Source organism: Marinobacter sp. B-12, from assembly GCF_056857915.1.
Genome location: NZ_JBSXOB010000052.1, coordinates 176,390 through 194,813 on the forward strand (window position 1 = coordinate 176,390; position 18,424 = coordinate 194,813).

Here is an 18,424-nt window from a genome sequence, read left to right on the forward strand (position 1 = left end):
TGCACAGCGACCGATTTTCCGCCGCTTCGCGGCTCCAAACCGGCGCGTGAGCCGGGCGTTATGTGCTTTGACACCTGATACGTTACAGGGTACATTCAAGGAATGATTCGAAGCTTCAAACACAAGGGCTTGGCCAAATTCTTCAAGTCCGGCAGCACCGCAGGGATACAGGCCGCTCATGTAAAGAGGCTTCGGCTGATTCTCGGTAGATTAAATGCAGCGTCAGATGCCAAAGATATGGACTTACCAGGTCTTCGGTTGCATGAGCTATCTGGCAATCGCGCCGGAATCTGGTCAGTGACGGTCAGCGGTAACTGGCGAGTAACCTTCCGATTCGAGGACGGAGATGCTGAGATTGTAAACTACGAAGATTATCACTGAGGTACCGCCAATGTTGATGCACAACCCTCCACACCCGGGCGAAGTATTGCGAGAGCTTTGTCTTGAGCCCCTCGGTCTCTCTGTAACAGCGGCGGCAGAGGCGTTGGGCGTTAGCCGTAAAACTCTCAGTGCGGTTCTGAACGGCAAGGCCGGTATCAGTCCCGAAATGGCTATCCGGCTCTCTATTGCTTTTGATACCTCGGCAGAGAGCTGGCTTAATCAGCAGTCCCAATATGAGCTCTGGCACGCCGAACAGCATCGCAAAGAGCTCAACGTGAAAAAACTTGTTGCGGCCTAAAGCAGCACATAACCAAGCCATGCACCGGATGCCAAAACCTCCGCTTCGCTCCGGTTTTGCCACCGGTGATGGCGGCGTTAGGCCCTAAGAGATGAATGCAAAGGTGGTTACCGCCAGCGTCGAGTTGAAAAAGGTCTACAGCATTCTTGCAGAGGATGTTGAGGAGGCGCGCACCTACGGCCAAACAAATCCGTCAGGTTTTGCTCATCGAAGCTTGTTTCGTGCCACATTTGCGTTGATTGAGGGTTTATCTTTTCAATTCAGGAGCGTGTCATTAGCTTGCGCAGCTGCCATGCCCCAGCTTTTGACCACCGCTGAGGTTTCATTGCTCAAAGAGGAAAAGTACAAGCTCGATAATAAGGGCACACCAAAGGCGAGTGCGGATTTCCAGAAACTACTACCAAATATTTTCTTTTCCATGCGGTGCTATGCAAAGGTCCATGGTGCTACTTTTGAGCCGGACACTAAAAATCATGGCTACGAATCAATGCAAAAGTTCGTTTCTATTCGCAACGGCTTGGAGCACCCGAAATCCGCTTCCAATCTTGAAAATAGCGATGAAGATTTGCGGCATGCGATGGAAGCCGTAATGTGGTGGAAGAACGAGGTGTTTAGGCTTTTGCAGGCATGCGATGAAGCAGACGAGTACTGGAAGGGTCGTTTGGCCTAAAAAATCAGTCAACCGGACGCCAAAAAAGCGTGCCGCTTTTTCGGTTCCCTCCGCTGCGCTCCGGCGCCGGTTACTTCCGCGTTAGATTTCTATGGCCATATATACAGAGCTCACAAGTTGGCTGAACAACAATCAAGGTGTTCTGACGCTATCAATATTCTTGGCCACGATCCTGCTGGGTTGGGTTAGCGGAATATTTTCAGCTCTTAGACGAAAACCTAAGTTTGCTCTCAGAGTTATTGATGGGCCGACTTTCGCGTGCACGTTCCCTACAGGGAAGAATAGGGGGCAATTTGAGGTTCATCGTACCTGTATAGCTCTGTATCTCAGCGTTTCTAATGTTGGATCTTCGCCATCCAGCCTGGAAGCTCTTTCGGTGGGCTACCACTGGAATCTAAAACCTTTCAGTCTACTATGGCTAAAACACTCAATAGGATGGTTCTGGCTAAATCAGCAAGCTGTCGCTTTGGAGGATTTTCAGGCAAGAATTGGTGAATCCACGAAGGTATATCCGTTTCTTTTTCAGAACACCAGTTTGGGCTTCAACAAAACAGAAACCTACCTAAATGTTGGGCAATCAACGAATGGAGTCGTTTATTTCGAACAACCAGATAGTTGGGGTGGTTGCTTTCCTAGAGCGAACAAGGAAGAGGTCGAGGTTAAGGTGAAGCTTGCTGATACCTTTGGAAGAATACACACCAAAAAATTCAGAATACCGATGGTTTCTCTCGAGTATGCTCGAAAATACAATCCCTCTTTTGGGAAAACTCTTTCGGAGCTTAGCGGTGAAAAGCTTCCATTTGATCTTGTCTGAATCTAACCATCGGCTGCACAGCGACTGGTTTTCCGCCGCTTCGCAGCTCCAAACCGGCGCGTGAGCCGGGCGTTATAAATCAGGGAGTAGCCATCGATGGAATGGCGCAAGGACGGTTACCTAATCACTGACGATAAATCCAAGGTGCAACTGGATATCGTTCACCGCTTGCTTGCGGCAACCTATTGGGGGGGCCGCCGCCCCCGAGAAACCGTAGAGCGCATGGTTGCTGGCTCCATCTGCTTCAGCCTATACCGTGGTGCCACGCAAATTGGATTTGGACGTGCAGTCACCGATAGTGCTACGTTTACTTGGGTGGCGGACATTGTGGTTGAGCCGGAGTTTCGAGGTGCTGGCCTAGGACAATGGATCATGGAATGCTTGGTTGCGCACCCGGCCATAAAGGAAACTCAAATGGTGTTGCAAACCCGCGATGCTCAAGGGTTGTACGAGAAGTTTGGCTTCTCTGGAAATAGTGCTCTCATGAGCACCAAAGTTACTGATTTATAACAAGTCGCAGCAGTACACGGCCGATGGCCGCCGCTGTGCTTCGGCGTTGATATGACTCCCCACGTCAACCGGCATGCACCCGTCCAGGCCCGTTTTTCAGACCTACTTTCCCGCAGTTAAAGGGCGGATCAGGACAGACGCTGAGGCCAGTAATCGTCGAGGATTGCTTCACACCCCGCCGCCTGAAATGCGTATCCAGGCCAATAAACAGTGTGCTATGTTTTTTCCATGGTGCTGCCCCCCATTTTACGCATGTAAACACGTAAATTATGGCTCGGGCTGAGACTAACCCACGGGGTGGAGGCAGCCCTCTAGTGGGAAGTCACAACGTCTGGGCATCAATGGGTTTTGCATAGGGTGCTGACAATGAGTGTTCAACTTGACCACGCGATAATTCCAGTTCGGGATAAAAGGGCTGCGGCCGAGTTGCTCGGCTACCTTCTGGAGGTTCCGTGGGCGGAGTCGGGAGCTGGACCGTTTTCCCCCGTTTACGTGAACGACGGGCTGACCCTAGATTTCGACCAGGCCGAGGGCTCCTACCCTGTCCAACACTATTGTTTTCGTGTAAGCGAGGAAGAGTTCGACGGGATCATGGCCAGAATCAGAGCTCGGGGAATCGAGTACAGAAGTACGCCCCATGGTCCAGTAGATATGGAGATCAACACGCAACAAGGTGGACGAATCGTGTACTGGAACGAGCCTGACGGCCACGTATGGGAAGCACTGACGGAGAGCTATGCTCGGCAGCCACAGAAACGTACGGAAGATGATGCCTAACGCCGGCGTTAAAAGGTATAGCATCAGAGGCTGGAGCCATGGAGATAGATGAAGAAAAAGGTCTCATTCAAAATCCGGTCGGCAAGGCAAAGTCAGTGGTGTTCACAGACAAAGGACGGGAAGAATCTGAGCGCTTGTTTCAGCAACTTTTTGCCAAGCATTCGTGAACCCATGAACGCCAGTCTATTACCAAGAGGCTGTCGTCGGCTGCACCTGCACGGGCGCTCCAGTGCACAGTAAAGCCAAGGCGTTCGAACGTTAAACAGATTGCTCTATGAACCCGCACAGTGATGAAAAGATAGTCGACTCGTGGAAGAAGAATGCCTCTCAGTGGTCTTCGGCCGTACGAGGTGGCCACATCGAGAGCCGCGAGCTGGTAACGGATAAGGCGATTGTCGAGGCTGTGTTGAGTCGTTCTCCTGCATCGGTCCTGGATATAGGTTGCGGCGAGGGATGGCTTATCCGTGAGCTTGCTGCTCAGGTACCTCATCTAGTCGGGGTCGATGTAGTGCCTGATCTTATTGAACAGGCCAAAGATGCCGGCGGTGGGCATTTTCTGGTCGCATCCTATGAAGGTATCGCCGCTGGTGCAGTTGAGGGTTTATTCGATGTTGTGGTGTGTAATTTTTCGCTCCTCGGAAAGGCATCGGTCGAGGCGTTGTTCGAAGCTGTACCAGCTCGCCTGAAACCGGGCGGGGCTTTTATCGTGCAAACACCCCACCCTTTGCTAGCGGGAGACCTACCCTATATCGATGGTTGGAGGGACGGTTCCTGGGCGGGTTTTGGCTCAGAGTTTGTTGACCCGGCCCCTTGGTACTTCAGAACGCTCGAGAGCTGGGTCGCCCTGTTCTCGGGAAACGGGTTTCGATTGCTGGAGATGCGCGAGCCCATTCACCCCAAGACCCATCAACCTGCGTCGGTCCTTTTCACCGGCGTCAACATGGCAACGCATGGGACTGTATGAGCGAATTCGTCGAAAACCTCAACGATGTGTTTTGCCAGTTTGGCCCGGTTTCCGTTCGGCGTATGTTCGGTGGCTACGGTGTGTACCACGATGGCTTGATGTTTGGCCTTGTCGCAGACGATGTACTGTATTTGAAGGTCGATGGGGAATCGATGGGTCGGTTTAAAGAGCTTGATTTGGAGCCGTTCGAATACGAGAAAAATGGCGCTAAGATTAAGATGTCTTACTACATGGCACCGGAGAGTATTTTCGAGGACCCTGAACAGGCAAAGGAATGGGCGGCCCTGGCGTTCGATGCGGCGCTCCGTGCCAGGAAACCAGCAGCAAGAACCAAGGCAAACAAGAAATGACAGCTTACGTAATCGGCCAAATCACCGTAAAAGACCCAGAAAATTGGGCGGAATACCGCCGCCAGGTCCCCGATACCCTGGTGCCCTGGGGTGCCGAGCTTGTGCTTCGCGGCACGCAAGCAAAAGTCTTGAGCGGGCAACACCCTCATACAGATACCGTGGTTATCCGCTTCCCAAGCATGGAGGCCGTGGCCGAATGGCACAACTCCGCCGCGTATCAGGCACTGGTCCCTCTGCGTATGCAGGCAGCAGAGGTGGATTTGATCAGTTATGAAGCCGATGCCTAGACGCCTTTTTCAGTCTCAATAGTGGACTTACCTCGGTACAGTAGGCACCCCTAGCCTATGATGGAAGCCATGCTACTGAAACTGCCGCCGCCGGACCGCCACATATCGATTCAGCCATACAAGTAAGGCAACTGATTACGATGACAACTGCCCTCACCATCGATCATTTGCGCCGTTACGCCATCTCGCGCAGTCTCTTCAAGCCGACCACTTTGTCACGTGCGATTAATAAACTGGGTTTTGTCCAGCTCGACCCAATACGGGCGCCGGCCCGGGCGCAGGATTTGACGCTCCGCCATCGTGTTATCGACTACCGGGCAGGTGATCTCGAGGCTCACTACCCGCGCCTGGCGGTCGAAGAGGATTTCTTTATCAACTACGGGGTTCTGCCCCGCACCACGCAGCGCCTTATGCACCCGCGCACGGCGCGCACCGAGTGGCCACGCTCACGCTGGGAACAGGCGCAGGCGGTGCAGGAATTTGTGCAAAGCCGTGGTGTCGTTCACCCGCGCGAGGTGGACTCAGCCTTCGAGCATGGCACCACCAAGAATTGGTTCGGCGGTAATAGCCGTGCCAGTACGCAGCTCTTGGACGGCATGCATTATCGCGGGCTGCTGCGTGTGGCGAGGCGCGAAGCTGGGGTACGCCTGTATGCGCCGCCGCTCGCTGATGAGCGCGACTCGATGGACCCGGATACCACACTGGACGCATTGATCGACGTGGCAGTCGCAAAATATGCCCCGCTGCCTGCGGCAACGCTCAGCCGCCTGGTAACGGGCGTGAGTTCTTCAGCGGTCCCACAGTGGCGCGAGCGTCGTCGTAAAGTACTCGAGCGCGCAAAGGCTCGGCTGCCCCAGGCTACCGTGGATGGCTGTCGCTGGTTTTGGCCCATCGGCGAGAATCCTGGCAGCCGCCGCTTTGCGAGTGACGATGTGCTGGATGACGACCTGCGCCTACTGGCGCCGTTCGACCCGCTCGTTTGGGACCGCGATCGCTTTGAGCACTTCTGGGGCTGGGCCTACCGTTTCGAGGCCTACACTCCGGCACCGAAGCGGGTGCGTGGTTACTATGCACTGCCTATGCTGTGGCGCGGTCACGTTATCGGCTGGGCAAATGCTGCCGTACGTGATGGGCAGTTGGAGCTAGAGCCAGGGTATGTGCGCGGACATGCCCCAAGCGATGCCGCGTTCAAGCCAGCGTTGCAGGACGAGCGAGTACGCCTTGAGCGCTTTCTTTGCTTGTGAGGCTCGGTATGCGGTGGCTATGGTGTGTACCACGATGGCCTTATGTTCGGCCTTGTTGCAGACGATGTACTGTATTTGAAGGTCGATGGGGAATCGGTTGATCGGTTCATCGATCTTGGGCTGGAGCCATTCGAATACGAGAAAAATGGCGCTAAAATTAAGATGTCTTACTACATGGCACCTGAGAGCATTTTCGAGGATTTTGAACAGGCGAAGGAATGGGCGGCTCTGGCGTTCGATGCAGCGCTCCGGGCCAGGAAGTCAGCAGCAATAGCCACCGCAAAGAAGAAGAAAGACCTGCATGGGTCCACGCTATGAAATGCGTTCTCACCGTACTTTTGGGTATCGGCCTTAGTGGTTGCGCATCGCAGCAACCAGCCGTCAATCTGAACAACCCGGATTCTGCCATCATTGGTGAAAAGCCCGAAGGTTATCCAAAAACCTTCATCAAGCGCCTTCCTGATTTGCCCGGCTTTTGTATAGAGGTGACAGAAGACTGGAGAGAACATCCGTATCAGAGTGATACGATTTGGCTGAAGGAAAAAACGATAAAGAGTCTGAACTGCCCTGAGAAGTCCTTCCCAGGCTCTACGAATGTCTTGAAGAGATAAAGAATGATTGACCGCAAATATCACAGAATCGTGTTTTCGTTTTTCATGTCACTGTTGATGTCCTGCATCATGTCGCTGGTGATCAGTGTTTTTAACGTCGGCTGGGTCAGCAATATCGTGTCGATCTGGCTGAATGCCTGGCTTTTTGCGTTTGCGTTCGCCTTTCCCACCATCATTGCGGTGTCGCCAGTGGTTCACAAGCTGGTCAGTCTGGTTTTGAAGGAAGAAGACCGATGAGTCTGAAGGCCCCCTTCCAATTATTGGCCGCTTAACAATGTAGGGCTTGCTGAGTGTCTAGCTCTCCCTGCATCCATATCGAAGGTTGGTTCGTTCATACGTCATCTCTTTTTGAGTCAGCCTAAAGAAATTACGTAGAGTTCTGAACACAACCCGCGGGCTTCATTCTTGTTCTGGCAGAAACACCGGATCAGTTCCTGGTGGTCTCTTCGAACTCTTTGACCTGCTTATCGGCTTCATCCCTGGTAATGCCATAGGCCTGCTGAATCTCGCCTGCCAGCTGATCCCGTCTACCGGCAATTTCGTCAAGCTGATCATCAGTCAGCTTGCCCCACTGCTCTTTTACTTTGCCCCGGAGCTCTTTCCAGTTGCCTTTAATTGTGTCCTTGTTCATCGGTCTTTTCCTCGGCCTTGCGATCCGCTGGTGGGTTGATTTGGCGGAGACCCGCGCAGTACATAACAGTGTCGCCGCCAAAACATTATTGATCTGTATCCAACCGATGTCCGTGCGCTACCGAACCCACTTGAGCCGGGTGTTTAACACCACGAAACCGGGGCTTCCGTCACCAAAAAGGACATATGTAACATGTTGTAAGTGTGTCTATACTGCTTTTCAGCGCAACAGCCACATTGATCCATCAGACCGTTGGCTGACAAGGAGATCAAAGTGATTGTCATTGATGAACGTGTTGCCGACGGACGCCAAATATCCGGCGCCGCCAGCCCAAAACAGAACCAGTTACTGGCAACGATCCTGAAAAGATCCAAGTTAGAGTACTTTCCAAGCCTTGCCCTGGTGGAACTGCAACTGGGTGATGTTATCTACGAGTCCGGCCAACCCATTGAGTTCGTTTATTTTCCGACCAACTGTATCATTTCACTGCTTAATGTCATGACCAGCGGGGCATCGGCCGAAATAGCCGTCATTGGAAACGAGGGTATGCTGGGCGTCTCGGTCGTCATGGGCAGCGACAGCACACCAAGCCGTGCTGTTGTGCAGAGCAAGGGCTATGCCTATCGCCTACGGGTGGCTGAACTTAAAAAAGAGCTTGAGGCCCGCACCGACGTATGGGTATTGACGCTTCGTTATACCCAGGCGTTGATTACCCAGATGTCGCAAACAGCCGCGTGTAACCGGCATCATTCCATCGATCAACAACTGTGCCGTTGGCTACTGTTGTCACTTGACCGTTTACGTGGCAACGAACTCGCGATGACCCAGGAGCTGATCGCCAATATGCTTGGCGTGAGGCGTGAAGGCGTGACCGAAGCCGCAGGCAGGCTGCAGAAAGCGGGCATTATTCAGTACAGGCGCGGCCAAATCACTGTCGTAGACCGCGCGAGGCTGGAGGGGCTGTGCTGCGAATGCTACGCCGTGGTGAAACGCGAAACGGACCGACTGGGGTCCATCTCGGTCAAACCGTAAACCCGCGACTGCTGCCCCGGCAGTCTGATTTTCTCCTTGTTGCGGGAGCTATCCAAGCCAGGGACGACAGGTTGTGCGGTATATATAAAGTGGATTAATCGGCGTAGCATAAGGCGTATTCTGATCTGAACGAACGCTGACAAGCCTATGAAAAACAGAGACGGTCGCACTGATACAGAGCTCCACGCCTCACTGCGCACCCGGGCCGAGACATTGATGGGTAAAGGGACAGCGCCCTCGGCAAATGGAGGCCGCCTGAACCCGGATACACTGGAGCTCCTATATCGGCGTGCCATTAATCCCGAGTCAGCTCCCGACGTGTTGAAACTTCTCCACGAACTGCAGACTCATCAAGTGGAACTTGACATTCTGTTTCAACAGCTTCAATACGACGAAGACGAAATTGCCGAAGATCTCGCCCACTACAGGTCACTGTACGAATGCGCACCCATGGCCTATCTGATCGTTGCCAGCGACGGTGGAGTCATTAGAAGCAATCAGGCGGCGGGCCCGCTGTTTGGATGTTCAGCATATCAGTTGCTCGATCACTCAGTTGCAGAGCTGTTAACCCCTGCAAGCGGTGCCGCCCTGGCCGGTGCGATTGAGGCGCTTGAGCGACCCGGCGCAGGCGTTGAGTTTCTGGCGGAACTGCCCGAGCGCGCTGATGCCGGAAAGACAGAGCCGTTGCGTGTGCATGTAAGGGCCCGACGGCTTGAGTCAGAAGACTGCATACTGATGGTATTTTCCCCGGTTTCTGACACTCTGCCGCCGACTCGATAACGTGGTGGATATCACCCAGACGAAGAAACTCGAGGAACCACGCTGACCAGCGCCGTCTGGCTTGGACTGATCGAAACCCCTGAAGCCTTTTTCAGCCTTGTGTGTGCTTACGAACAGACACGCTGTTGCCCGATAACCGAACCTGAGACCGTGCGTTCGCGTCTGCTTCGTCTGCTTATATAACAGGCACCCGGTGCGGCGCAGTCCGCGCCAGTGCGGTAATGGCGCATTTCGGAGTGAGCTTGAAATTCGGTTGGGGAAACTATCATGATCAAAGTTAACACTGCGACAATCGCCCTGTGTTTTCTGGGTGCACTACCAATGGCTGCAGTCGCTCAGTCTTCACAGTTCGGCCCGGATCAGGGCGAACGGGAATTCTCCATCTCCGGTACCGGTTCCAGTGACCAGAATGTCGATAGCGGCAGTTTTGGTGTGACTGGCGATTTGGGTTGGTATCTGAAAAATGACCTGGTTACCGGTATTCGGCAAAGTGTCAACTACGCAAGCATTGAAGGCGAAGGGATTGAGGATGACTTCTGGAACGGTTCAACTCGGGGATACCTCAACTATCAATTCCTTGACCAGCGCGCTCGTCCGTTCGTGGGCGGAAGCCTGGGCGGCATCTATGGCGACGGCGTCAATGACAGCGCCTTCGCTGGCCTGGAAACAGGCATGAAGTATTACGTGCAGACGAAGACGTATTTCATCGCACGGGTTGAGTATCAGTTTTTCTTCGATAACGCCGACGATGCGTCCGACTCGTTCCAGGATGACGGCGCGTGGGCTTATTCAGTGGGGCTGGGTTACAATTTCTAAACCGAGCTTAAAGCACTGAGCCAAAAATCCGGGTGTCGGTGCCAGCAGCCAACTCGCTGTCGCTGGCCCATTGCCCGGAAAGGTACCGGATGCCCCGCAGGTCCCCTGGCAGTAGTTTGTAAACGAGTGTTCAGCGCTTTCGCCTGCGGAGAGGAATCATGCCCCAATTACCACAGTTGACCTTTGACAGGCTGCGCTTTGCTTTCAGCCGGATGAAAGAGCGTTTGTGGGTCAAGCCGCTGGTACTTTGCGTACTCTCGGTCTGCGGTACATTCTTGGCCATGCTGGCCGACGATCTTGGGCTTGCCGGCACTGTGCCACGAATTAATAGGGCATCTGTTGAATCGCTGCTGTCGATTATGGCTTCCAGCATGCTAGTTATCGCGACGTTTGCTGTAGGTTCCATGGTTGCCGCTTATGCGTCCGCCAGTACCGGTGCCACCCCTCGTTCCCTGCCGTTGGTGATTGCAGACGATGTCACCCAGAACGCACTGTCTGCGTTTATAGGGGCTTTTATTTTCAGTATTGTTTCGTTGATTGCCGTCAAAAATGACATATTTGACTCTGCAGGCCTGTTTGCAATCTTCATACTCACCCTTCTTGTATTCGCCATTGTCATCATTACGTTCGTTCGCTGGGTGGACAGAATAGCCCGACTGGGACAGGTGGTGAACACCATTGAGAAAGCGGAAAAGGCTGCTGGTGATGCGCTGGATCGTCGCCGCCACGCTCCTACGCTGGGCGCTATGGCAGTCTCCAGGCAGCAGCCCGGGCACATGGGAGTTCCCGTATGTTCCTCGACGGTTGGCTATGTTCAGCATATTGATTTGGAGACGTTGCAATCCTGTGCCGAAACGCTTAATTGCCGGATAGTCGTAACCGCGCTGCCAGGCACATTTGTGAGCACATCGCGTCCCCTGCTCTATGTTGAGCGGGACCCTCAGCAGGACCTTGAGAAAAGTGAGGACACAGAGGTTTTCAAACCAGACGCCTTTGCCAGCGCGTTCACGATTAATATTAACCGCAGTTTCGAGGATGATCCTCGCTTTGGGCTGCTCGCGCTTTCGGAGATCGCCGGCAAGGCCCTGTCGCCCGGCATCAACGACCCAGGGACCGCGATCGACGTCATTGGCACGCTGGTACGATTGTTCACGCTCTGGCAATCCCCACTCGAAAAGAACCGTTTGCAGGCGCTCTGCTATAACCGCGTGTCGGTTCCGGAGCTGGTGACCGACGATATGTTCGACGATGCCTTTACGGTCATTGCCCGTGACGGCGCGGGTATGGCTGAAGTTGCCATCAGACTGCAGAAAGCGTTCTGTGCGCTGGCAGAAACCAATGATCAGGCGATGGGCGCCGCCGCCAGAAACCACTCAAGGATGGCATTAACCCGCTCAGAGCTGGCGATGGGACTTCAGGAAGATATCAATGCTGTGCGCAGAGCAGCTGAGTTTTCAGCCGACGGAAACTGACAGGCTCGTTCAGCTATTTTGCGATTCACCAGCCTGGATTTTATCCTCTGCCTACTCACTCCACCCCGCTCGCGTATACGGAGCACTAGCCGTCGGTTTATACGTCAGTACCAATCAGGTTGCTCGCCTGCATGCATTTTGCCGGCGCCTGCTACGTGCCCACCCGCTTATCTAAGCAGCCTCGGCCGCTTGCGCTTTATCTGCCAGCGCCAGAGCCATTCCAGGGGGCCCTGGGTGAATAGCCGGAGCCAGACAGCGCTGAACATCATCTGGGCAACAAAGAGCCCTGCGGAATACAGCATCAGTGCGGCGAGGGAGAGTGAGGCGAAGCGGTCGCCCCACATGCCGTAGAATACGCTGATGCAGACGGCGGACTGCAGAATGTAGTTGGTGAGTGCCATACGACCGGTTGGCGCAAGGGCGGAGCGGACCGCCCCGGTCAAGCGCCCACTGCCCCGCCACCAAAGCAGCAGAATGGCCCCGTACCCCATGGCAAGCAAAGGTGGAGCGCCTACCCTACCCAGCAAATTTACAACCCTGTGGGCCAGGCTCTCTTCACCCAGTTTGACCTCGGCCATGGCCAGGGCGATGCCCACCACCAGCCCGACCAGTGCCACCGTACACAATAGCCGGACATGCCCCGAATCGCGCTCCGCCAGGTGCAGGCGGGCAGCCGCGGCGCCGAACAGAAACATCGCCATCACCCGAAGGGGGCGCAGGTGTTCAATTCGATCCAGAAACACGCTGACGCTGAGGTAGGCATTGGCTTCCACCACCTCCAGGTAACTCCCGCCACTCAGGGCCGGTACATTGTCCTGCAGAAGGCGCAGTGAAAGGCCGCTCCCCAGGTCCGCCAACCCTAATTGGGGCGCGAACCAGAGCCCCACACCCGTTAATACCAACAGCCCAATGCCACAGGCAGCCAGTGTTTGGGCGCCAACGCTCAGGAAGGCGCCAAGGACGATTCCCATCACCCCATACAGCATGAGAATGTCCCATGGAGAAAGGAACAGGGAATGGGCTGTGCCAATAACCAACAGCCCCAGCATTCGCCGCAAATGGTAGCGGACGGGGCCGTGCTGTACCCGCTGGGCCAGCATCATGAAGCTGTAACCAAACAGCAGGGAGAACAGGCTGTAGAACTTGGCCCGCACCAGGATGTCCAGCCAGGTAGCAATGGGTTCGTCCCATTCCGACCAGGTTAACGCTTGCCTTGTGTCAACGGAGACGAATCCCCAACCCGAGAACACTTGAATATTGATCAGCAGGATACCGAAGATGGCAAAGCCCCGGAGGGCATCCAGACTATCAATCCGTTCGCCACTGCTCGCCATGTCGTGTCCTCCCTGCGGCCGCCGGTTGGGTTCTTTCCATCGTTAGTAGCCACCTTCGCATATCATGTTTAGCGGTAATAGATGAATATCGCTTGAAGGCTACCGGATCGTAACTGGCGGTGCGTTGACAGCCCTCGGACTGTGCACGCAGCATTGGAACCCTCAGCATTCGTAACACGGCGCAAACAGGGAGCCCCATGAATCTGCAACCTTTCTTCTCGCAGGCCGGTGCGGCACTGTTGGCCCTCTTCGCTCTCGGCATAGGTTCTGTAGCCCAGGCCGATGACTGGTCCCCGGCGCTGCAGAAAGAAATCGAACGCATTGACCGAGCCTTCTCCGGCGATCTCGGGGTCTACATCCGTCATCTGGGGACGGGCCAGAAGGTCTCCCACAACATCGATCAGGACTGGTATCTGGCCTCTACCGTCAAAATCCCGCTGGCCATCGTGTTGATGCAACGGGCCGAGAACGAAGGCCTGGACCTGAAGCAGAAACTCACTCTCCGGGCTGCGGATTATGTGGATGGCACCGGGGATCTGCTCTGGGTGGACCCCGGGGCTCGTTACAGCCTGGAAGAGCTCAACAGACGTTCTATTGTCGACAGTGACAGCACGGCAACCGACATGTTGATACGTTTTCTCGGCGAGAAATCGTTCGCGGAGGATGTGGCACGGCTGGTTCCCGAAGGGCTGGGGCCGATCACCACGATCCTTCAGGTGCGCTACGACGCTTACAGAGAAGTTCACCCCAGTGTTTCGGTGCTGACCAATCGTGATTTCATCGACCTGAAAACCGCCCACACCTACCAGGCGCGGTACGATATGTTGTTGAAAAAACTAAACATCACTGCGAGTGAGGCGGAAGCCAAAGGCGTACGTGAAGCCTTTGAGGGCTATTACCAGCGGGGCATCAACTCAGGCAGTCTCGAAGCTTTCGGGGCATTGCTGGAACAACTGGCCAGGGGCGAACTGTTGAATGACGCCCACACGGCTCGATTGCTGGGTTATCTTTCCGAAATCACCACGGGCGATCACCGTATTGCAGGGGGATTGCCGGCAGGCACCCAGTTTGCCCACAAAACCGGCACCCAGGTGGCTCGCTCCTGCGACATCGGCCTGCTCAATCCCCAGGCACCCGATGAGGCAGTTATCGTCGCGGTATGCGCACGCGATTATGCAACACTGTCGGAAGCGGAAAGGGCCTATCAGGCGGTTGGCAAGGCGCTGCATGAGTCGGGGCTAACGGGGGCCGTAGATTAAGGCGCGTCATCCAATTCCAAACTCACCCAATCATGCTAGGCTGACCTCAAACAACCTGAACCAGCCAAGGCATAACCAATGAGAAAGAACATTCTGATTACCGGGGCCAGCACCGGCCTCGGTGAAGGCATGGCCCGCGAATGGGCCGCCAAGGGCTGTAATCTTGCGCTCTGTGCGAGGCGGGCGGATAAGCTGGAGGCGTTGCAGCGGGAATTACAGCAGGCCCACCCCGATATTCGGGTACTGGTCCGCGGCCTGGATGTGTGCGACTACGATCAGGTGTTCGAGGTGTTCCGCGGCTTCCAGGAGGAGCTGGGCAGTCTTGACCGCGTGGTGGTGAATGCGGGTATTGGCAGCTCCCAGCCGATTGGGCGTGGGCACTTTGCCGCCAACCGGCAGACGGCGGAAACCAACTTTATCGCCGCCATTGCCCAGAGCGAGGCTGCGATGGAGATTTTCCGGGAACAGAACAGTGGGCATCTGGTGTTGATGTCGTCGGTCAGCGGCGTTCGGGGTTTCCGTGGTCCTCTGAATGTCTACGCCGCCACCAAAGCCGCCGTAGCTTCGCTGGCCGAGGGGTTGCAACTGGACACCAAGGGCAAGCCCATAAACGTCAGTAACATTCTGCCCGGCTACATCCTTACGGACATCAACCGCGATACGAAGAACGCGCCCTTCCGGGTGGATCTGGAGACCGGCGTCAAGGCACTGGTGAAAGCCATTGAGTCCGAGAAACGCCGCGCCTATGTGCCCTGGTGGCCCTGGACGCCGCTCAGCTATGTGTTGAAGGCCCTGCCTTTTGGGTTGTTTGCAAGGGCGATGTGAGCGGATTCGGAAGGAAGAGGCTTGAATAGTCGGGGCTTGCCACTTAAGGCCTACTTCACAGCTGCGCACCTTTGAGAAACGGGGTTTTGCTCCTTGTTGCTGCCCCTGGGTTCGCTTTGATTTCCGGAAGCTTTGCGAAAGCCTCCTTTAGGGCGGCGCCGGTGATAGGTTTACTGACCCACAGGTCAATTCCGACATCGTTCGCAGTGTTTATTGCATCGGTGGTAACGTCGGCCGTTAACGCGAAGATCACCGGCTGGGCGATGTCGCTATTGTCACGAATGCTGCGCGCCGCGGTGAAACCATCCATGACGGGCATATGAATATCAAGCAGCACAAGATCCACCACCTGGGCGCCCATGACATTCAGTGCCTGTTGACCATCGCTCACAATGGTGACATTGGTGTACCCGAGTTGATTCAGCATTGCTTCAATTACGAGCTGATTGGCCAGGGAATCTTCGGCCACAAGAATCCGGGTTTCGGCAACACTGGGACCGTTCTGCGTATCAGCGTCGGTTTTTCCTTGTGCCGGGGCCAAGGCGCTGGCGGTGGTTCCCGTGACGGGTATCTGTACCTTCATAACGGTCCCACGGCCTAGCTCACTGGTGGCCTCAATGACACCGCCGAGCTGATTGCAAAGCTGTTTGCAGATGGCCAGCCCCAGTCCGGTGCCACCGAAATTCCGTGTGATAGAGCCATCCGCTTGGGTAAAGGGGTTGAACAGTGTCGCCAGTCGATCCTCGGCAATGCCAGTTCCTGTATCGGTTACTGTAAAACAAAGCAGCCCTTGCGAATCACTTGAATTGCCGGTTTCAGCCCCATCAGCCAGCCAGTCCGTCCAAACCTCAATACTGCCTCGGGCTGTAAATTTAACGGCGTTAGAGAGCGTGTTAAGTAAAATCTGGCGTAACCGGTGCAGGTCGCCACGCATTGCCGGCGGCATTTTGTCAGAGCCGTGAAGTGTGAGACTAAGCCCCTTATCATCAACCTCGGCTGCCACTAGATCGGCCACCTCCTCGAACAGATCGCTCCAGGAGAATTTGGTTACGTCAAGTTCGACCTCGCCTTGATCGAGCTTGGCAAAATCCAGGATATCGTTTACCACCGAAAGTAATGTCTTGCCACCGTTACGGATCGTGTCCAGACATAGCTGCTGTTGCTCATTGAGTGTCGTGGTTTCCAGAACCGAGGTCATGCCAATGATGGCATTCAGGGGCGTGCGGATTTCATGGGACATATTGGCGACAAAGCGGGTGCGTGCCTGGGATAATTCCTCCGCCTGCTGTTTGGCGAGCATAATGGACTGAGTGACCTGCCAATGTTCCTCGATATCAATGGCGGCACCGGTGATGGTCGACCGGTCCTCAACGTCTCGCCCCGGTGCCTTCGCCAGTACCAGCTCCATGCGGCGCCAGCCGCCGTCGACGCTGGCCATCCTGATTTCCTGACGAACCGGTTCCTTACCATTCAGCGCCCGCCTGGCCGATTCAGAGACTTCCTGGTGATCATCCTGGTGAATGACGTCCAGGAGTTTTATTGGCAGAGTCTGGTTCCGATCGGCTGCGATGGCTTTGGTCCAGGCCTCGTTCATGAATGAAATCGTCAGTTGATCGTTGCAACGAAAAATCGGTTCACTGACCGAGCTGAGAATCTGACGATGCTGCCGTTCGCTTTCCTCCAGAAACTGTTCGGATTTTTTCTTCTCAGAGATGTCTCGCTCGATGGCAATAAAATTGGACAGTTCGCCCTGTTCGTCAAACACTGGAGAGCAATCGATGGATATCCAGTAGGCACGGCCTTGTTTGGTATAGTTAATCACTTCCACCGTGAAGCCGGTTTGTTGCTGAATCCCGTTAGCCATCGTTTGAATAGCCTCGTGATCGGTATCCGGGCCTTGGAGAACCGTTCCGGGAATCTTTCCTCTGACTTCTGCGAGCGTATACCCCGTCGTTTGTTCGAAACTGGCATTGGCCCAGTCAATGCGGCCTAGAGCATCGGTAATGATGACGAGATTGTCGGTCCGGCTGGCGACCAGTGACAATTTTTCGGCTCTTGCCTGGCTGGCTTCCAATGCTTCGATCGCCCTGGAAAGTTCGGTGACGTCTTGCAGGGAGCCGTACCAGTCGGTATCCCTTTGAGCTCTTAGCCTGAACGTTCGGCTTTCCTGAAAACGGGTGAATAAACGAATGTCCTGGGCAATGGGTTGGCCTGCCTCAAGAGCCTTAATCAGGCAATCTCTGGACTCCCCAGCCGCGAGAAAATCACAGAGGTTCTTCCCCAGGGTTTCGTGTTCGGACCAACCCATTATTCTGGCCCACGCCGGATTGATCAGTGTTAGCTCGCCCCCTGGCTTGCAACGAAACACCACCTCCTCCAACAGGTTCATGTGCGTCACAAACTCGCGTTGCTTGTTCAGTACTTCTTCGAGAAGCCGCTGATGGACCTGAATCTGAAGTTCACCGTTGGTAGGGCCAGGCATGTGTATACCTCCAAAACCTGATTCAAGCAGACAACAGGTTTTGCGATTGGCGCACACTGGCATAGAGCGGAAATATGTTCTCGCAGTAGAAATCCTGTTCGAATACGGTTCGTCCTGATGTGCAATCGGAGAGCACGACAACCTCGAATCCCAGATCCGCGGCGTGACGGGCTGTGGAGTCGATGCATATAGACGTCACGGTACCTGCCATGACGATCGTTTTGATGTCATGGGATCTCAGTATCTGTTCGAGATGGGTGTTTGAAAATGCGTTGAGTCCGCGTTTGCCCAGTACCTGAGTAATGAGACCCTCGAATTCCTTCAACTCATCGATTTCCTCACAACCATGGGTTCCTTCACGAAAGGCGCCCACTTCTTTAATGGTTTTGAGAATGCCGGTGGGGGAATCCAGCTCTTCGTAATTCTGAGTGAAAACAATGGGCGTTGAGACTACGAGCCCAAAGGCAGGTCCATCGTCCCGAAGCAGATGGAGGGTGTTCTCAAGTACCCCACTTACCTGAGAGGATTCATCTATGACGCCATGAAGAATCCCGTCTTTTGAAAAGTAGTCATTTTGAAATCCGATCAACACCAGTGCAGTTTGGCTGAGATCCATAGTGACGCTCCAGTTACCCGCGTGATGGGTTTAGTAAGGGTGTGAGCGATCTTAGCAAGGCCGATGCCACCTATGGATCTACCATTAAATCGTTGTTTTTAATATTTTTTTGAAACCTCTTAAAGTAATAAGTCGCTCCTGCAAAAGTAAAAACCTGAATTAATGCAATGAGTTGCCCAGGATCTGGGGTATAATACCCACCATAAATCTCCCCGTTTCGCTCAAAAACCGGAAGAAATGCCCATGATCCCACGGGATAAGCGCCAGGCAC

23 protein-coding genes and 1 pseudogene are annotated in these 18,424 nt (G+C 54.5%); 19 read left to right on the forward strand and 5 right to left on the reverse strand.

The features are described from left to right. The first annotated feature begins 102 nt into the window (after positions 1–102). The 13 genes and pseudogenes from AC13D2_RS10205 (at position 103) to AC13D2_RS10265 (ending at position 7,143) form a co-directional block, all read left to right on the forward strand. Positions 103–381 carry a type II toxin-antitoxin system RelE/ParE family toxin gene (locus AC13D2_RS10205; protein ID WP_189607906.1) on the forward strand — a complete coding sequence of 93 codons (279 nt, stop codon included), beginning with the start codon at positions 103–105 and terminating at the stop codon, positions 379–381. Between the two features lie 10 nt (positions 382–391). Beyond that, complete coding sequence (locus tag AC13D2_RS10210; protein WP_036148342.1) at positions 392–679, forward strand: HigA family addiction module antitoxin; 288 nt, start codon at positions 392–394, stop codon at positions 677–679. Positions 680–770: 91 nt separating this feature from the next. Continuing rightward, complete coding sequence (locus AC13D2_RS10215) at positions 771–1,349, forward strand: hypothetical protein (RefSeq protein WP_292050018.1); 579 nt, start codon at positions 771–773, stop codon at positions 1,347–1,349. 91 nt (positions 1,350–1,440) lie between these two features. Beyond that, complete coding sequence (locus AC13D2_RS10220) at positions 1,441–2,163, forward strand: hypothetical protein (RefSeq protein ID WP_292050017.1); 723 nt, start codon at positions 1,441–1,443, stop codon at positions 2,161–2,163. Positions 2,164–2,259: 96 nt separating this feature from the next. Continuing rightward, positions 2,260–2,673, forward strand: a complete 414-nt coding sequence (locus AC13D2_RS10225) for a GNAT family N-acetyltransferase (protein ID WP_292050016.1) — start codon at positions 2,260–2,262, stop codon at positions 2,671–2,673. An 815-nt stretch (positions 2,674–3,488) separates the two neighbouring features. Then, entirely contained in the window at positions 3,489–3,617 is a 129-nt protein-coding gene (locus AC13D2_RS10230) for a DUF6429 family protein (protein WP_292050015.1), read from the forward strand. A 107-nt stretch (positions 3,618–3,724) separates the two neighbouring features. Then, positions 3,725–4,414: a class I SAM-dependent methyltransferase gene (locus AC13D2_RS10235; RefSeq protein WP_292050014.1), complete on the forward strand. Its 690-nt coding sequence runs from the start codon at positions 3,725–3,727 to the stop codon at positions 4,412–4,414. After that, positions 4,411–4,764, forward strand: a complete 354-nt coding sequence (locus AC13D2_RS10240) for a TfoX/Sxy family protein (protein WP_292050013.1) — start codon at positions 4,411–4,413, stop codon at positions 4,762–4,764. Before AC13D2_RS10235 ends, AC13D2_RS10240 begins: the two co-directional genes overlap by 4 nt. Further along, the gene (locus tag AC13D2_RS10245; RefSeq protein ID WP_292050012.1) at positions 4,761–5,051 is read left to right on the forward strand and encodes a DUF1330 domain-containing protein; all 291 of its coding nucleotides are present in this window, start codon (positions 4,761–4,763) and stop codon (positions 5,049–5,051) included. The genes AC13D2_RS10240 and AC13D2_RS10245 overlap by 4 nt, the downstream gene beginning before the upstream one ends. 140 nt (positions 5,052–5,191) lie before the next feature. Further along, complete coding sequence (locus AC13D2_RS10250) at positions 5,192–6,295, forward strand: DNA glycosylase AlkZ-like family protein (RefSeq protein ID WP_292050011.1); 1,104 nt, start codon at positions 5,192–5,194, stop codon at positions 6,293–6,295. Positions 6,296–6,313: 18 nt separating this feature from the next. Further along, positions 6,314–6,613: pseudogene (locus AC13D2_RS10255) on the forward strand (TfoX/Sxy family protein); the annotation flags it as partial. Then, on the forward strand, positions 6,610–6,906 hold the full coding sequence (locus tag AC13D2_RS10260) for a hypothetical protein (protein WP_292050010.1): 297 nt from the start codon (positions 6,610–6,612) through the stop codon (positions 6,904–6,906). The pseudogene AC13D2_RS10255 and the gene AC13D2_RS10260, both read left to right, overlap by 4 nt. A 3-nt stretch (positions 6,907–6,909) precedes the next feature. Continuing rightward, positions 6,910–7,143: a DUF2798 domain-containing protein gene (locus AC13D2_RS10265; RefSeq protein WP_292050009.1), complete on the forward strand. Its 234-nt coding sequence runs from the start codon at positions 6,910–6,912 to the stop codon at positions 7,141–7,143. 190 nt (positions 7,144–7,333) lie between these two features. On the opposite strand, the gene AC13D2_RS10270 is transcribed toward AC13D2_RS10265, so the two are convergent. Continuing rightward, positions 7,334–7,537 carry a CsbD family protein gene (locus AC13D2_RS10270; RefSeq protein ID WP_292050008.1) on the reverse strand — a complete coding sequence of 68 codons (204 nt, stop codon included), beginning with the start codon at positions 7,535–7,537 and terminating at the stop codon, positions 7,334–7,336. Positions 7,538–7,849: 312 nt separating this feature from the next. Here AC13D2_RS10270 and AC13D2_RS10275 point away from each other — a divergent pair, with 312 nt between their 5' ends. From AC13D2_RS10275 to AC13D2_RS10290, 4 genes are all read left to right on the forward strand, one after another. Next, positions 7,850–8,569: a Crp/Fnr family transcriptional regulator gene (locus AC13D2_RS10275; RefSeq protein ID WP_482938568.1), complete on the forward strand. Its 720-nt coding sequence runs from the start codon at positions 7,850–7,852 to the stop codon at positions 8,567–8,569. A gap of 147 nt (positions 8,570–8,716) precedes the next feature. Further along, positions 8,717–9,349: a PAS domain S-box protein gene (locus AC13D2_RS10280; protein WP_292050007.1), complete on the forward strand. Its 633-nt coding sequence runs from the start codon at positions 8,717–8,719 to the stop codon at positions 9,347–9,349. Between the two features lie 267 nt (positions 9,350–9,616). Further along, positions 9,617–10,165 carry an outer membrane beta-barrel protein gene (locus AC13D2_RS10285; protein WP_292050006.1) on the forward strand — a complete coding sequence of 183 codons (549 nt, stop codon included), beginning with the start codon at positions 9,617–9,619 and terminating at the stop codon, positions 10,163–10,165. Between the two features lie 158 nt (positions 10,166–10,323). Further along, positions 10,324–11,637 (forward strand): DUF2254 domain-containing protein, encoded by a 1,314-nt coding sequence (locus AC13D2_RS10290; protein ID WP_292050005.1) that lies wholly within the window; start codon positions 10,324–10,326, stop codon positions 11,635–11,637. A 167-nt stretch (positions 11,638–11,804) separates the two neighbouring features. On the opposite strand, the gene AC13D2_RS10295 is transcribed toward AC13D2_RS10290, so the two are convergent. Beyond that, positions 11,805–12,971, reverse strand: a complete 1,167-nt coding sequence (locus tag AC13D2_RS10295) for a DUF418 domain-containing protein (RefSeq protein ID WP_300498981.1) — start codon at positions 12,969–12,971, stop codon at positions 11,805–11,807. Positions 12,972–13,168: 197 nt separating this feature from the next. Between AC13D2_RS10295 and AC13D2_RS10300 the strand changes: the two genes are divergently transcribed. Continuing rightward, a complete protein-coding gene (locus AC13D2_RS10300; RefSeq protein WP_292050002.1) occupies positions 13,169–14,230 on the forward strand; it encodes a serine hydrolase in 1,062 nt (353 codons plus the stop codon). A gap of 78 nt (positions 14,231–14,308) precedes the next feature. After that, a complete protein-coding gene (locus AC13D2_RS10305; RefSeq protein ID WP_292050001.1) occupies positions 14,309–15,055 on the forward strand; it encodes an SDR family oxidoreductase in 747 nt (248 codons plus the stop codon). A gap of 55 nt (positions 15,056–15,110) precedes the next feature. Here AC13D2_RS10305 and AC13D2_RS10310 read toward each other — a convergent pair whose 3' ends face one another. The 3 genes from AC13D2_RS10310 to AC13D2_RS10320 all read right to left on the reverse strand — a co-directional run. Then, positions 15,111–17,537 carry a PAS domain-containing hybrid sensor histidine kinase/response regulator gene (locus tag AC13D2_RS10310; RefSeq protein WP_300498980.1) on the reverse strand — a complete coding sequence of 809 codons (2,427 nt, stop codon included), beginning with the start codon at positions 17,535–17,537 and terminating at the stop codon, positions 15,111–15,113. Between the two features lie 22 nt (positions 17,538–17,559). Further along, positions 17,560–18,153, reverse strand: coding sequence for a cysteine hydrolase family protein (locus AC13D2_RS10315; RefSeq protein WP_292049999.1), 594 nt, complete (start codon positions 18,151–18,153; stop codon positions 17,560–17,562). 70 nt (positions 18,154–18,223) lie between these two features. After that, a partial coding sequence (locus tag AC13D2_RS10320; protein WP_482938564.1) for a hypothetical protein occupies positions 18,224–18,424 on the reverse strand: 201 nt, incomplete at its 5' end.